Consider the following 16,300-nt stretch of genomic DNA (forward strand, 5'->3'; position numbering starts at 1 on the left):
CTGCTGTATATTTTTGACCCTCTTGGTATATTGAATCAATACTTTAAAATTTCATTCAGGCATTTATGAATTTTGGCAAGATCAGTTGATGAAAGTGAGCCGAGCTTATTTTTCAATCGTTTCTTTGCAAGTGATCTGACCTGGAAAGTTAATACTTCTGAAGATTTTTTTAAACCGTTTTGTTTGCCTGGTTCAACGATCAGGTTACCGTGATAATGTTTCAGTTTTGTTGTCAGCGGACAACAGATTACAACATTGGCATAATCATTCAATACGTTGCCACTGATGATGACTACAGGCCGGAAGCCGGCCTGCTCGCTGCCTTCGGTTGGATTTAAATCTGTCAGCCAGATTTCACCCTGCTTCATTCTTCAATCTGTGTTAAATAATCACTCATGCCTTCTTCAGCGATAGACAATACATCCTTGTCTTCAGACATTTTTTTGAAAGATTTGATATAGGAAGCTTTATTCAGTTGGTCCAGATAAATGCGCAGGGCTTTTTCTATCAGTTTGTTTTTGGGAATAGATAATTCGCTTGCTTTTTCATTTAAAAGCAACATCAGATCATCGGGCAGGGTGCTGGTGAAAGTGGTCATATAGTTATTATATACATATGAATTATAAATATAATATATATGTATATAATTGTCAAGTGATTTGTTTGTAGGGTGTTATAGATTGCATATGTTGGGGTATGCAAATGGTAGTATGACGTATGTAACCCCTAGGATAAAGAGTAGTGATATCAGTGATTGCCATACGTTATACATGCCTTGTCTGTAGGAATGCCATAGTACAGATAGGCTATTAATACGGGTGAACTACGGGTGAAGTACAGGTGAACTACGGCTGAACTGCGGGTGAATCAGGGGAGGATGAGAATATTAAAAACGATAAATGGGCGGTGCCGCAGCCCGGAAAACTGTATGCTGTAATGAGGTGGCAAATTACAAAGAATGCCTGATAATTTTATAAAACAGGCGGGAATGTTTTGGGTGTTTATACCGGAAACATGTGCGACCCCGCTGGGGTCATGACTCACCAGTAAAGAGTCGATACAAACATTTTTTAAGATGTCATTCAAACAATCTCATTTATAATTTGCATGAAAGACTATTAGTCATGACCCCAGCGGGGTCACATGTTTATAGAAAAAACGTTTTTCAACCCTACGACCCCATCGGGGTCGCACATAAAAACTTAATGTAAAACCTGTATCCAGCCATTTGCTGGCGCAAGCATTCGCTTGTGCCCTTTTGAAAGTGGTTGGCAGTTTATGCCATCAATCATTGCTTAATTATCAAAGTTCAGTGGGGCATAAACGTGCCAACCACGGCTTACAATATTATTTGCCGTGGTTCGGCACGTTTACGTGTTGTGTATTTAATATTGCGGAATGTGGCTTACTCACGTAAACTGCCAACCACCTGTTCTAGTCAATTTGCTGGCGCAAGCATTCGCTTGTGCCCTTCAATGCACCACCTGCACCCAACCATTCGATGGCGGACAGGTGCTGAGCTCGTACCTGAAATAGTAAACACCTGCCGCTACATCTTCTTCCGGCCAGGTATTTTTGTAGGAATTGTTTGAATAGATCTGCGCACCCCAGCTGTTGTAGACGGATAGTTTGCCAGCTGCTGTACTGTTTGATTCTACCATCAGCACTTCATTTCTGCCGTCGTTGTTTTGTGTGACAAGGTTCATGACTTTGTAATCAAGCTTTGTTACACGGATGCTGTCTGTAATCGTTCCACAGGTGTTTGAAACAACAACCGAATAGCTTTGGTCCGGCAGGATGTTTTGTTTGCTGCTTGTATTGCCGGTGCTCCACAGGTAGCTGACCTGACTAGGTTGCGCTTCGATCTCAACAGCCGCGCCTGTGCAGACGGTTGTATCCTGCATGTAGTTTACGGGCAACGCATCAACCATAATATCGTTGCGGGTAATGATATCCGGTGTGCAGGTGAAGTCTATGATGAGCTTTACCGTGTGCGCACCCGCCTGTGAAAAGGTATGGGCGATGCTGTCGGTATTATAATAAAATGTTACAGGCAGATTTTTTTCATGGATCTCCCAGTGATAAGCCGTTGCCGGCGGAATGCGCGATGCCTGCAGGATTGTTTTGTTGCCTTCGCACACGCGTTCATAGGAAATTTTCGGACTGCCATATTCATACTCTTTAAAATCGGGATCAAACCAGCTTTGTACGAAATTGGGAATATATGTACCATCAATAAGATATTGGGTTGTTACTGGGGTATAAATAGTTCTTTTAGAAAATACATTTGCTGTTGGCTCATCAATAACATACCAGGTTAGAAATCTTTGGTCAAAAGTATAATATATTTTTCCGTCGGGGCCATTTTGAACGCTGGTATTAAATCCTTCATATATTCCTACATCTAATTGTTGCTGCTGTGCATATATTTCAGCGGTGTCCTGTATGGAAAGATCATACCGTTGAACATGTGAGTTCATTATATTGGGATAAAAGTATCGGCTGTCTGTTGAAAAGCATCCTTGTACTGTATTTCCCCTGAAAAAAAAAGGATTGCTTGCTTCACCTGTAGCAGTATTGAAGTGTGTAATCATGCTTCCTGGTACAGACAAATCAGCCTTTACATAAAACATATCTCCTTTAGGAGAAAAAGTAAGTGGAAAGATTCCACCTATAGCATGAAGTTCCAGATTTTTGGAAATAACAGTATCCTGTATGCCGCAATCGGTCAAAAGCAGGGAAACAAAACGGTTGATATCAAAATCGTAAGTAAGCAACCAGGTATCTTTAGTATTGGCATGTTTTACCGCCGCCAGCATTGCTTCCACATGACCGTTGTAGATGACTTTATTTTTCCAGAGCACCGTTCCCTGTCCGTTGTTGGCGCCCATATCAATCAGGTGTAGGCTCAGAATATTCTTAACCGGATTGATATCTACGCAGGTTGCAGGTGGTAAATAAACACCAGGCGGATAACGGGTATTATCGCAGGTAACCAGAAAATATTGATTGGGATTCGTTGTAAGAGGTACAACTACTGACCCCTGTGAGGAGAATCTACAGGAATACAAACCTTCGCCATTTTCTATAATGTGGTGGTCTCTATTCCAGATGGTTTCATTGTTGGTATAGAATTGTGGAATTCCGTTTTTATCGCAGATACAGGAGGATGGACCGCATCTAAAGGAAGACTGGAATAATGACTGGCATGGAGGATTACAATTAAAATCAAGCTGTATCCCTTCTGACATATACCAGACATTCGCACGCTTGCTTTGTGCATTAAGCTGCAAAGAAGAAAGTAACAAGCCGATGAATAGATAGCAGTACTTTTGCATATAACAGAAAATCATTGAGCCCTGGTCAGGCTCAATGATTTGTTGAAAGATTTTTTTTAAACGGATTAATATTTAATCAGCTTGGATTTTGTATACAGCGTACCGTTTACATGTACTTCGACAATATATATACCGGCCGCATAGGTACTCATGTCAAAAGATACATCCTGCGTGCCTGAAGCTGTAATAGCACGATACTTAAGATCTTTGCTGCCGCCGGTAATTGGTACCACACTGATCTCCACCAGACTTTCCTGCGGAACAGTAAAGGTTGCTTTTACCAGGTGATTTGCCGGATTCGGATACAGCAGTACAGAACGGTCTTCGGCAATGGTGTTTGATAAAGGATCGTTCATGATATCACCCGCCAGATCTACATCGTTTGCTGTGCGCAGTACTTCCGGTACACAAGGTGCAATATAGTAGGTATTGGATAAATACCCATTGTCACCTATGTAATACGCGTGGCCGTTTGCGTAAGTCATTTCAGATTGTACCGCACTATACGATAAATAATTGTCTATCGGCACGGCTTTCCAGTTGTTGTCTTTGTAATAGATCTGCTTGCCCAGTACATCATAAGCTTTGGCATAGAGCGTACCGGTCTGTTTATTGATCGCAAAAGATCCGGCAAGCTGCAGGTTAGGCACTTCTTCGTAATTATCATACACCCCTGTAGCGGCGTTGAATTTCAGGATGCGAAGTGCACCTGTAGAACTGGTATAATAGATGTTCTTATTGTAAACAGAAATGCTGGAATTGTAATTTACCTGCTTAATGGTTGCCGGCACATTGATTGTATAAGCCACACCGGATACAGCATTATAAGCGACAATATTATTGCTGATATCGGCATAAGCCAGTATGCCGTCTTCCACCGTAAACATACGCTGCGAATAATTTACTTTAGAATTTCCAACTATTATGGATAATGAGTTTGTTGCAGTGACATCTTTAGTCAATACTTGTCGGGTTGGAATGTCAATATAATAAACATTATTCCCATAGATTTTAATTCGCGGATCTATGTTTGTAGCGACAGTTTTTGTTGTAAAATAATCAACCCATGTCAATCCATTATCAGCAGACTCAGCATAAAATAGATTCGCAGTAGAACCATTTGTATATGCATAAAACAGTTTATCCGTGCTGCCTTTGTAATAAGCCACCGGTCCGTCGCTTACAATTGCTTTGCTGGTTGTTTTGTCAGATAATGCAGCATACTTCCAGATCGATTGTGTATTGTCGTAGTAGCTGCGGTAAATGGTTTTATTGTTTGAAGTAAAATACAGGTAGTTGGCAGTTGTATTAACTGCCAGGCCTGAGGTGCTGATCGCTGTCGGGTCATTATAGCTGTTCAGGATCCCCATCTGCAGGCCGGGTGTAGCCACCAGTTTGGCTTTGGATGTGTATGTACAGCCAAATGCATTTGTCGTTGTCAACGTTACTTCCTGGTTCGGTGACTGGCGTACGTTTGCGATTGTAATTTTTAATTCCTTACAGGTATTGCCAACGGTACCGGCCGGGTTGTTGCAGGACTGCACCGGAGATTGATAAGCCGCCCAGTTGTAGGTATAATGATCGGGATTGGTATCAGTTCCTACCAGCACAGGTTTTATTACCACTGTTTGTCCTTCGCAGGCGCTTACCGGTGCAGTCGGCAGAATGGAATAAAACTGCGGCACCCCGGTGATGGTTTTACATTGCCGGTCTGACTGGCCGCCCTGCGTGACTGTTAAGCAAACCTGTCCGCCGAGAGCAACGTTTTTTTCAGCGTTATTTGTATTGACAGAAATCTGGTTTGCATAAGGACCTTCCAATGCGGTATAGCTTGACCATGTAGCAGGGATTTCCCATTTATAATACTCGCTGTTGTTGAGCTGCGGCACGCTGAAGTTGATTGTCTGGTCTGCCCAGTTGCAGGTAACATTATCACGGCTGCTGGTGATAGGTTCAACAGGTTTTGGAAAATCGCCGGTGGTGAGTGTAATAGTTGCGATGTTGCTTGAGCTTTGAAAATGCCATTGTGCCCCACAGGAAAAAGTATTGAAAAGACCACAATTAAATTCATCATACCAGTGATAATAGTCCCTTTTAATATAGATATGCTGTAGAGCTCCTTTATTAATATCAAAGATGTAAGGAGGCATTTGATAGTCTAATTCATTTTTTACAATTGCACACAGTTCGTCAGTCGCATTTTTTATATGTACATCTTTGCAGATATAATAAGTATTCTCAGCTAACCCACTTGTATAAAATTTAGTTGTAAGTAAGTGTTTTGCTTTAACATTTGACCAATTTTTACCGTCATAAGATATTAGATAATCATATCCAAATTCTCTTCTGTCAATATTGGTGCTAATGAATGCCCCTAAAATTTTTGCAGGATTTATTACTTCACCATGCTGTAACTTGTAAAAAGTTTGATCTCCACAAATTACATTTTGTTGTGCAACAGGTCTATCACAAGGTTGTAAAAAAACATTAATAGAGTTACTTATGTTTTGACTTCCGGTTGAAGCAAAAACAATACGTCTATATGCAGTTGAATTTTTGATCCATGAAGGATCATAAAAACTGTTAGTTGCACCTACAATATTTGACCAAGCACCTTTTGTAGAATCCTGCCATTGATAAGTAAAAGTTACGGACGGACCAACATTTGATGAAACAGTCGTATTGATCTTTTGAGTGATTATCGCAGGATCAAATGGCATTACAGTTGTGGTTTGTGAGCAACAAATAGAATTACCGCTTATCCTTTCAGTTATTTTTGTTATTGCAACCGGAGCGCTATTATTGATTGCGCCTGAAGATGATGTTAGTACTCTTCTATATTGAGTGTTTCCATTTATTGATGGGGGATCATACGAATATTGGGTTGCACCTGTAATATTTGCCCATGTACTTCCATTAAGTTTTTGCCATTGAACTGACGTAATTAAAGCTCCATCTTCTGTTGTTATTGTCGATCCATTGTCTTGATTAATTGAAGCTGGATCAAACGGAAATGCGAATGTGTTTTGGTTACAACAGATTTTATTGTTTAATATTTGATTTGGAGGAGTTATAATTGTAATTGTCCAAGGATCACTTTCAGCAATAGTTTGTTCGTTATTGTCCTTATCAAAATACGTTGCTGTATATGTATATTCTTTACTTCCACTTGCAATAAAATTACCTCCTGTGGAAAGAGACGAAGAGTAGTTAGAATTAGAAGAATTGAAAAAGTAGGAAGTTGTATTTATCAAAATTTTTGAGGAGCCATCATTGAACCATAAATTTAATGTTAGTGATGTATTGGGTGGCATATCACTTTGATCAAAATCGCTCCATGTAAATTCTATTTTAGTAACATCATATGGTATAGCATTATCAGTTAAATCAATTTCAGGATCTGTATATTCTGTTATCGATTTAGTTGTTGGAGAGTATATAGCCATTTTTGTTATTTCAATTGATTGAGAATAACAAACCTTAAGTATACATGCTGATACAAAAGTTAAAAGTAGTTTTTTCATGTTTTCAAATGAGGATTAAAGCATGAAGTTAATGATTTAAAAGTCATTATCGCTTTTTGTCAATATTTCTTAACATATGTTAAGATTAATGAGTGTGCTTTATAAATATTATCAAAAAAACAATTAAGAAAAATCAAAATCCTGATCAATACCCACCGTAATAATTCGGATTCTGTTTGGTAACCTTCAGGTCTCTTAATAATGAAGATTTTGCCTGAATGGTAAACATAAATGATTGGCGCGTACCGAAAGGCATTATGCTCATACTCATTTGCCAGCAATGCAGGTCTCGGTAGAGTTGAATAGAAGTGGCTTGCGATAAGCCTTGCAGTTTGAAATCATAACCCGAGTTAAAAGCAATTTTCCAATTGTCGGAAATTTTTACATCACCTGAAAAACCTAGGGAGTTGTTAAATGGGTTAATAACAATGTCCTTGTTATAAGAAAGTACATAACTTAAGGTTAGATTCCATGGGATAGCAAAGTCAACATACTGTGAACCGAAGGCAGGAGAGATTCCCGGGATGTAGCCGCTATTGGCACCGGTCGCAGGTTGCGCGTTGATGCCTTTTCCTTTAGCTTTGGGGTTGAGGCTTGTATTTAATGCCAGGTTGTATCTACGCATGGTCAGAAAATCCGGGTTCTCGTCCTGCGTTTTCATATAGCCTGTTACCTGGCCGGTAGTTCTGTTGTAAACCGGAACATATTTATAGGGATCGAACGTACTGTTAAAGGCAATCGAAAGCTTATTAAACAAACGGGTAGCTGTGTTTACATTCAATGGAGACCAGTTGCAAGAATCAGCTGTAAAGTTGTAGCCGCCATCTATAGAAAAAGTTTCAATCAGCTTGACAATTTTTAGTGCGTTGATACCAGTAGTATCCTTGCGGTTGCGGACTTTGCCTTCAATAGTATTGACCAATCTAAAGCTCAGCATATTCTGCACGCCGCCGCCAGGAGGGGAGTTCGTTAAAAATTTAGGAGTTCTATGGTCATGACCCGATGAATCCTGATAATGGTTGTAAAATCCATATTGCTTTTCGGAGAAATCGGGGCTGTATGTATATGAAACAGTAGGGATCAGCGTGTGCCGGATTGCAGGCATGATCTTGCTTTTAAAGCGATAAATTCCATACACACGGGTACTTAAATCAGTTCTGAAATTATAGGAATAAGCAGCAGCAAAGCCCATGGTTGTGTCTGTTTTAACTTTTTTAGCTGTAGCATCATAATACTGATCAACCGTACGGTCATAAAAATACACCCGGCCAGCCAGTTGCGGATTGAGGTTGAAATATTTGAACAGCTTAAAGGTGGTAGAGATTGGTATGGTATTGGTTACGTTCCACTGGCCTTTGCTTAAAATGTCTTCAATCTTTTTTAAGGTATCTGCTTCGCCCGGCGCTGATTGTACAACGTTGGTAAATTTATATTGCCCCTGGCCGGAGTAGCTCACGTTGATTTTTTCATACCATTTGTTGCCGTCGCTGCCTTTTTTCTTGAATACATACACGCGGTTCATGTTTAAGCTGGCATCCGGCGCGGTTACATCCATCTGCTTGGTCTGTACGTTCTGGCTTTGTCTTGCAGTAATGGTTAAATTAAAGGGACTATTGCGAAAGACTTTACTCCAGCTTACCGTAGAGTTAAAGCTGCTGGTCATTAAGTTTGTCGGATTATAGCTCGTTGTCTGGTAATATTGCGGCGATGATATGTCTACAGAGGCAGAAAATTGAGAAGGTCTCTGAGAGATCTGTCTGTGTGTCCATTTAAAGTTCATAGTCTTTATGAAATCAATGGCGTTGTCAAAACCTTCTTTTGTAGAACTGTAGTTACCACTTATCATACCAGTATAGCGATACCGCTTAATATAATTCGCTGTTGTGGATAAGCGGTAACTCTGGTTGGCATATATATCCCCCAGCATTTTTATACCCAGGTAATCATTCACGGCCCAGTAATAACCACCATTACTAATAAAGAAGCCCCTGCTGCGTTGTTCACCAATGGTAGGGAAGATGATTCCAGACTTGGAGCGTTTGGTTACCGGAAAGAAACCCAGCGGCAGACCCAGCGGAGTATGGATATCCATGATCTTCATGTGGAACGGTCCGGTTACCACTTTGTCGCCCGGAATTACTTTCAGCTTCGAAGCATTGATGGAGAAGTGCGGGTGGGGCAGGTTACAGGTGGTGTAAAAGGCATTGTTCACATAAATGGCTTCGGGAGTTTTCTTTACTGGTCCGCCCTGGATATAGCCGTCGCCCTGCTTGGTTACTATACCTTTAATGATCCCTTTGCCGCTTTTCATATTATAGCGGATAACCTCGGCGGTATACATGTCGGCGCCTTCCCTGAATATTGGCCGGCCGATGGTTTTGCCGCTGGCCGTGTCAATCAGTCCGTAGGCGGTTACTTCGTTCAGCGCCCAGTTGATCTCCATGTATTCAGCTGTGAGGATGCGGCTGCCATAAGTCACTTTGGCATCGCCGTATAGATACACTTTTTGTTCCGCTACATTCATGCGGATGGAATCGCGGCAGCTGTACAGAATCCGTGTTTCGATGTCGCTTTTTTTTGCCTCCAGTGAATCAGCGGTTTTGCTTTTTAAGGTATCGAGGGATTGGGCGTGGGCGGTTTTTTCGTTGGTGCTGTCACCAAGGATATTCTTTTTAAAATTCAAATTCAGAGAATCTGAGATAGGGGATTGCGCATTGATTGATTCTGCAAGTAAAATGCAGAAAATCAACGAAATTATGCGGAATATACCGTGTTTATATTTCAGAATTAAATTAAAATTCACAACTTTGGGTAAAGTTATTGTATTAACTTCATAAATGAGTACAAGGTGAAAAAAAATCTTTATATACTTTTTTTATTCCTAACCCTGTCATTGACCTCTTTTTCGCCGTTAGGTCAGCACTCTTACAAAGTTCGTACCATAGTTATCGATGCCGGTCACGGCGGTAAAGATCCGGGCTGTCATGGCACCACCGGCGTGGAAGCCAAAGTAACCCTTGCCGTTGCTCTCGAGCTGGGCCGGATCATCAAAGAAAACATGCCGGATACCAAGGTCTATTATACCCGCATGAGTGATAATTTTATTGAACTGCACGACCGTGCGGATATTGCCAACCGCAACAACGCCGATCTGTTTATCTCTATACATTGTAACTCAGGCCCTTCAGCGGCTTACGGCACCGAAACCTATGTCATGGGCCTGCATTCCTCCGAAGATAATTTAGCCGTGGCCAAGCGTGAAAATGAAGTGGTTCTGAAAGAAACCGATTATAAAAAGAATTACGATGGTTTTGATCCGAAATCACCGCAGGCACATATACTTTTTTCGCTCTATCAAAATGCGTATATTGAAAACAGTATTCTGGTTGCATCCAAAATCGAAAACCAGTTTGCCAAACGTCTGGGCCGTACCAGCCGGGGGGTAAAACAGGCCGGCTTCCTGGTGTTATGGAAAACAGCCATGCCAAGCGCTTTGATTGAACTGGGCTACCTGACCAATGCCGCGGAAGAAAAGTATCTAACGAACAAGACAAACCAGGTGTACCTGGCTTCAGGTATTTACAGGGCCATTAAAGAATACAAAGCACAGATAGAAAATTAGTTTTACCAACAGTATAGATCGAGTGAAGTTTTCAAAAGAATTTAAAGTAGGGTTGATGACACTTGTTGCAGGTGTTATTTTGTATCTGGGATTTAATTTTTTAAAGGGGGCGGATGTGTTTTCACATACCAATACCTTTTATATAAAATACAGTAAGGTAGACGGGCTGGCGCCATCAAACCCGGTATTGATCAACGGATACCAGGTAGGTAAAGTAAAAACGCTGACGCTGAACCAGCAGGACAACAACAGCATTCTGGTTTCCATTGAAGTGAACGACGACATCCTGGTTGGTGATGGTACCTATGCGGAAATAGCGAAGGACCTTTTGGGCAGCATGAGTATTGTTTTGAAAATGAACAAAAATACCAAACTGTATGAAGACGGTGCGACCATCAAAGGCGGCTTTCAGATGAGCCTTACCGATATGCTGGAAGGCAAGGCGTATCCGGTGATCGACCACCTGGATACAACCCTGGTGCACGTTGGGAATATGCTGGATGCAGACATGCGTTCAAAATTATACGGCACGCTGGCGAATCTGGAAGCGATTACTTCGGTGCTGAAAACAACGATGCAGTCCGGACAAAGCAAGCTGGACGGTACTTTTACCAATTTAAATACGCTTACAGCAAACCTTGTTGAAACAGAAAAGAAACTGACTCCGGTGATTGCTAAATTCAGCGCCCTGGCAGATTCTCTGAACGACATGGAACTGAAACAAACCGTTGCAAATGCCAACCTGTTGTTGGTTGAACTGAACAAGTCAGCTACGAAGATCAGCAAAGGTGAAGGTACACTGGGCGCATTGGTAAACGACAAGGCCGCATATGATAACCTGAACAAAACACTTACCGACCTGGATGCCTTATTGCTGAATCTGAATAAAAACCCGAATCATTTCTTCGCACCGTTTGGTAAAAAGGAGAAGAAGGTGAAGTAATTATGAATTATGAGTTATGAATTATGATCCGTTATAAAACGATTATATTTCATCTCAGGCTTGTCTCAAAACCTGATAAGGCTGAAAGCTTTGAATATACTAAACCCGGTGCTACGCGCCGGGAAATAAAAGCCCCCGATTATATATCCGGGGCTTTTGTTTTTCCGTAATGTAAATTATTAAAGCTCTTGATTGATCATGCAGAACCTTATAGGTTTTATAAATCATGCATATAATATTAATTAGAACTGAATTTGTATCTTAAAAAACAGAACCTGATCAAAGAAAACCTGTAAGGTTTTGTTAAAAACAACAATTTCTTAAAACGTATTACTGGGTAACTGCATATCAAATGAATAATACAAATACATTTAAAGCAAATCAGTATTTTTATATAGCGCTCGTTGCCGCAATCTGGTTTATGCTGACGGGTTGGTTGTGGGCATATCTTGCCAATCTCTTCGTAGCATATCCGTTTGGTGTGTTGAGTGCAATACTTTGGTACAAGGGAAGAAAAACAGAAGGCAACAGCAAGCGTTATAAAGTTGTGGCCGTGATCCTGGGTATAGGACTGGCGGCATCCATGATTACGCTGGTGGGTATGCTGATGCATAATTAACAATGCAGTCAAATCCACCGCGGTGGATGCCAAATGAAGACTGGCGACAGAAAAAATGATAGGGTAAACGAAAACTCTCCACGTGTTTTAAACCCTTGGAGAGTTGGTTGCAGATCGATCACGCTTAAACCTTATAGGTTTTGAAAATGGCAAGGACGAATATTTGATAGAACTAATCTTTATCGGATACAGCAAATCGTAATCAAACAAAACCTATAAGGTTTTATTGAGAACAAACAGGCACAAGGAAAACCTTGCGCCAGCGAAAATTAACAATGCAGTCGAAGACTGCAAAAATAAAAAGGCACAAGTCACGCTTCGCTAAGACTTGCGCCAGGAAAGTTAATCGTGCTTAAACCTTATAGGTTTTGCAAATGTTAAGTGCGAATGTTTGATAGAACTGATTTTGTATCTGACACAGCAGATGTTGATTAAAGAAAACCTATAAGGTTTTGTTAAAACTTAAAACATATTACTTTTATTCATGGACATTGAATTCAATAAAAATGAAGATGCGTTAAAAACGCTTTGCTATGCGTTGAAACAGCGGCTGAAGAAAGTTGCGCAGGGAGGTGGTGAAAAACGTATGCAGGCTGAAAAGGAAAAAGGGAAGTGGTCTGCGCGGGAGCGCATCGCGAAACTGTTTGATCCGGGTAAGGCGGTGATTGAGATTGGCGCGTTGGCTGCTGAAGATATGTACACGGAAGTCGGCGGTTGTCCGTCGGCAGGTGTAGTTGTACAGATGGGTTATGTAGAAGGCCGCATTTGCATTGTTGTAGCCAACGATGCAACCGTAAAAGCCGGAGCCTGGTTTCCGATGACGGCAAAGAAAAATCTGCGTGCGCAGGAGATCGCCATGGAGAACCGGATTCCGATCGTGTACCTGGTGGATAGCGCCGGTGTTTTCCTGCCGATGCAGAACGAAGTATTTGCTGATAAAGAACACTTCGGCAGGATTTTCCGCAACAATGCATGGATGTCGTCGGAAGGAATCCTGCAGATTGCAGCCGTGATGGGCAGCTGCGTGGCGGGTGGCGCGTACCTGCCCATCATGTCGGATGAAGCCTTTATTGTAGAAGGTACAGGTTCTATATTCCTTGCCGGTTCATACCTGGTGAAAGCGGCGATTGGCGAAACAGTCGACAACGAAACACTCGGTGGAGCAACTACACAAACGGAAATCTCCGGCGTGATTGATCATAAATGTAAAGATGATGCCGAATGCATTACGCGCATCCGTGCCGTGTTCAATCATACAGGCCATGGAGAGAAAGCAGGCTTTGATCGCATTGCTGCTGCAAAGCCTAAACTGAACGAAGAAGAAATTTACGGCTTGCTGCCGACAGACAGAAGTAAGCCGTATGATATGATGGATATCATCAAACGACTGATAGATGATTCAGCTTTTGAACCATATAAAGAGTTGTACGGACAAACCATCATTTGCGGGTACGCGCGTATAGACGGCTGGGCGGTTGGTATTGTAGCGAACCAGCGCAAGATTGTAAAAACAAAAAAGAACGAAATGCAGATGGGCGGCGTGATCTACTCCGACTCAGCAGATAAAGCCGCGCGCTTTATCATGAACTGCAACCAGCGCAAAGTACCGTTGTTATTCCTTCAGGATGTGACTGGCTTCATGGTCGGCAGTCGCTCCGAGCAAGGCGGTATCATCAAAGACGGTGCGAAGATGGTGAATGCCATGGCTAACTCGGTGGTCCCTAAGTTTACAGTTATTGTAGGTAATTCGTACGGCGCGGGTAATTATGCCATGTGTGGCAAGGCTTATGATCCGCGGTTGATCGTGGCCTGGCCGGGTGCACAGATTGGTGTGATGAGCGGAGCCTCTGCGGCAAAGACTTTACTGCAGATCAAAGTATCTTCCCTGAAAGCAAAAGGGCAGGAAATTACTCCGGAAGCCGAAGCGGAATTGCTGAAAGAAATTACAGATAAATACAACGAAGAACTTTCTCCGTATTACGCGGCCGCGCGTTTGTGGATCGATGCGGTGATCGACCCGCTTGAAACAAGATCTTATGTATCAATGGGTATCGAAGCGGCCAACAACAATGCGAAAATGAAACGCTTTAATGTTGGCGTAATACAAACCTGATCAATATATTTGAATATGGATGAAGCGAAAATAAAAGCATTAATTTCTTTACTGGACGATGAAGATGTGGAAGTGATTTCGCAGGTAGAGAAGGAACTTCTTGCCCAGGGCGGATCAATGATTCCTTTCCTTGAAAAAGAATGGGAACAGAACTTCAATCCCGTTGTGCAGAAACGGATTGAAGATATCGTGCACCTGCTGCAGTTTATATTGCTGGAAGACCGTTTCGCGCAGTGGAAGAAGACAGGCGGCGCGGACCTGATGGAAGGCTTGTGGCTGGTATGTACGTATCAGTATCCCGACCTGGAATTCGCTACCATTAAGAGCGCCATGGAACAGATCTATTACGAAGCATGGCTGGACATGAAACCAGACATGCTGCCGATGGAGCAGGTGAAGGTGCTGAATAATGTATTGTTCAATAAATTAAAATTCAGTTCGAATACGAAGAATTTTCATTCCCCGGCAAACTCGATGATCAGCCAGGTACTTGAAAGTAAAAAAGGAAATCCGCTTTCGCTGTGCGCTATTTACATGATGGTTGCGCAGAAGCTGAAACTACCTATCTACGGCGTAAACCTGCCGAGCTTATTTATTCTTACCTATAAGAATGAAAATTCCCAGTTCTATATCAACGCTTTCAACAAAGGCCTGATCTTTACCAAAGAAGATATTGATAATTACCTGCATCAGTTAAACCTGGCGCCGATCGATGTATTCTATCAGCCCTGCTCCAACATTGATATTGTTGCACGTGTATTAAGAAACCTGATTATTTCTTTTGAAAAACTTTCGGAAATGGAGCGTGTGGATGATGTTAAAAAAATGCTTCATTTCCTGACAGGAGAAAAATACTGATTCGGGGAAGTCATCGATGGCGCATGCATTTGCTTGTGCCCCGGAACTAACAGGCACAAGGAAAACCTTGCGCCAGCATAAGCCCAAAGAACAATCAGGCACAAGCAAATGCTTGCGCCAGCATAAACTAACAGGCACAAGGAAAAATCTGGTTTGATTATTGGTTACGTATATCAATCTGAATTAAAACATAAAAAAGATTGTTTATCACTTACAACCAATATCTGTTATGAAACAGCATATAACTTTATGGATTCTGGCCGGCAGTCTGGCTTTAAGCTTTACCGCTTGTTCCCAGCAGCAGGCCGCACCCCAAAAACAAAGCACAGACACCAGCAAATCAACCTTTAATCTTCCCGTTATACCAATGAGCGATTCAAGCAAATACAATCCCTTAACTCCCGAGGAGAAATGGGTGATTATTGATAAAGGTACTGAAAGACCTTTTACAGGAAAATATTACAATCACAAAGAACCGGGTACGTATATCTGCAAGCGCTGTAATGCACCGCTGTACCGTTCTTCGGATAAATTCGATTCGCATTGCGGCTGGCCAAGTTTCGACGATGAAATTCCCGGCGCTGTAACCCGTGTGCCCGATGCCGATGGCAGAAGGATAGAAATTATCTGCACCAATTGCAAGGCGCATTTAGGCCATGTGTTTGAAGGCGAAAGAATGACAGCAAAAAATACCCGCCACTGTGTGAATTCCATTTCCATTGAGTTTGTACCGCTGGAAAAGTAATATGTTCTAAGTTCTACGTTTTAAGAAATAAGCTCATAAAAAACAGCCTGGGGTTTAAATCAAACCACAGGCTGTTTTTTATTTCCAACGAATTTCTTACTACTTAAAACTTATTACTTAAAACGTAAAACGTAAAACCTAATACTGTTTCAGCAAACAGCCTACCGGCCTCGTTTCAGCGATCTTGATTGTTTTATTATTGATCATTGCCGAGATGGCATCGTCTAAATAATTGTTCGTAATGTTTTCGGCGCTTTGCGGATTGTCGTCAATAGAACCTTTATACACCAGACGGAACGAATTTTCCATTTTTTTCAAAACAAACGCATCCGGCAGACGGGTAACACCAAAGCTGATCGCAAGTGATTGGGTGGTATCTGCCAGGTAAGGATATAGTGACTGGTCATTCTGGATCTTCTTCCTCATTGCCTCAACTGTTTCGAATTTGTCCGTTTTACTTACCGATGGATTTACCAGTAAAAATGTTACCCCGCTGGTATTATAGCGGCGCGCCAGTGTAGCAATACGCTGTTCGTAA

General features: G+C 41.8%; 12 protein-coding genes. 6 read left to right on the forward strand and 6 right to left on the reverse strand.

Annotated features, from left to right (window positions below; genetic code table 11):
* Window positions 1–35 precede the first annotated feature (35 nt).
* The 5 genes from ACTHJT_RS16995 to ACTHJT_RS17015 form a co-directional block, all read right to left on the reverse strand.
* Window positions 36–368, reverse strand: coding sequence for a type II toxin-antitoxin system PemK/MazF family toxin (locus ACTHJT_RS16995; RefSeq protein ID WP_440240420.1), 333 nt, complete (start codon window positions 366–368; stop codon window positions 36–38).
* Complete coding sequence (locus ACTHJT_RS17000) at window positions 365–598, reverse strand: CopG family transcriptional regulator (RefSeq protein WP_440240422.1); 234 nt, start codon at window positions 596–598, stop codon at window positions 365–367. Before ACTHJT_RS17000 ends, ACTHJT_RS16995 begins: the two co-directional genes overlap by 4 nt.
* A gap of 874 nt (window positions 599–1,472) precedes the next feature.
* Window positions 1,473–3,338 (reverse strand): gliding motility-associated C-terminal domain-containing protein, encoded by a 1,866-nt coding sequence (locus ACTHJT_RS17005; RefSeq protein ID WP_440240424.1) that lies wholly within the window; start codon window positions 3,336–3,338, stop codon window positions 1,473–1,475.
* 65 nt (window positions 3,339–3,403) lie between these two features.
* Complete coding sequence (locus tag ACTHJT_RS17010; protein WP_440240426.1) at window positions 3,404–6,784, reverse strand: T9SS type A sorting domain-containing protein; 3,381 nt, start codon at window positions 6,782–6,784, stop codon at window positions 3,404–3,406.
* Window positions 6,785–7,007: 223 nt separating this feature from the next.
* Entirely contained in the window at window positions 7,008–9,545 is a 2,538-nt protein-coding gene (locus ACTHJT_RS17015) for a putative LPS assembly protein LptD (protein WP_440240428.1), read from the reverse strand.
* A 165-nt stretch (window positions 9,546–9,710) separates the two neighbouring features.
* On the opposite strand from ACTHJT_RS17015, the gene ACTHJT_RS17020 reads away from it, so the two are divergent.
* The 6 genes from ACTHJT_RS17020 (at window position 9,711) to ACTHJT_RS17045 (ending at window position 15,762) form a co-directional block, all read left to right on the forward strand.
* Window positions 9,711–10,484 carry an N-acetylmuramoyl-L-alanine amidase family protein gene (locus tag ACTHJT_RS17020; protein WP_440240430.1) on the forward strand — a complete coding sequence of 258 codons (774 nt, stop codon included), beginning with the start codon at window positions 9,711–9,713 and terminating at the stop codon, window positions 10,482–10,484.
* Between the two features lie 22 nt (window positions 10,485–10,506).
* Window positions 10,507–11,427: an MlaD family protein gene (locus ACTHJT_RS17025; protein WP_440240432.1), complete on the forward strand. Its 921-nt coding sequence runs from the start codon at window positions 10,507–10,509 to the stop codon at window positions 11,425–11,427.
* A gap of 352 nt (window positions 11,428–11,779) precedes the next feature.
* Entirely contained in the window at window positions 11,780–12,046 is a 267-nt protein-coding gene (locus tag ACTHJT_RS17030; RefSeq protein WP_440240434.1) for a hypothetical protein, read from the forward strand.
* A 484-nt stretch (window positions 12,047–12,530) separates the two neighbouring features.
* Window positions 12,531–14,159: an acyl-CoA carboxylase subunit beta gene (locus ACTHJT_RS17035; protein WP_440240436.1), complete on the forward strand. Its 1,629-nt coding sequence runs from the start codon at window positions 12,531–12,533 to the stop codon at window positions 14,157–14,159.
* Window positions 14,160–14,174: 15 nt separating this feature from the next.
* Complete coding sequence (locus ACTHJT_RS17040) at window positions 14,175–15,017, forward strand: transglutaminase-like domain-containing protein (protein ID WP_440240438.1); 843 nt, start codon at window positions 14,175–14,177, stop codon at window positions 15,015–15,017.
* A gap of 229 nt (window positions 15,018–15,246) precedes the next feature.
* Complete coding sequence (locus tag ACTHJT_RS17045; protein WP_440240440.1) at window positions 15,247–15,762, forward strand: methionine-R-sulfoxide reductase; 516 nt, start codon at window positions 15,247–15,249, stop codon at window positions 15,760–15,762.
* Between the two features lie 138 nt (window positions 15,763–15,900).
* Here ACTHJT_RS17045 and ACTHJT_RS17050 read toward each other — a convergent pair.
* Window positions 15,901–16,300: thioredoxin family protein (locus ACTHJT_RS17050; RefSeq protein WP_440240442.1), on the reverse strand; the 400-nt coding region annotated here is incomplete at its 5' end.

The sequence above is a fragment of the Cytophaga sp. genome (genome assembly GCF_051961495.1).
In the GTDB taxonomy this organism is placed as follows: Bacteria; Bacteroidota; Bacteroidia; order Cytophagales; family Cytophagaceae; genus Cytophaga.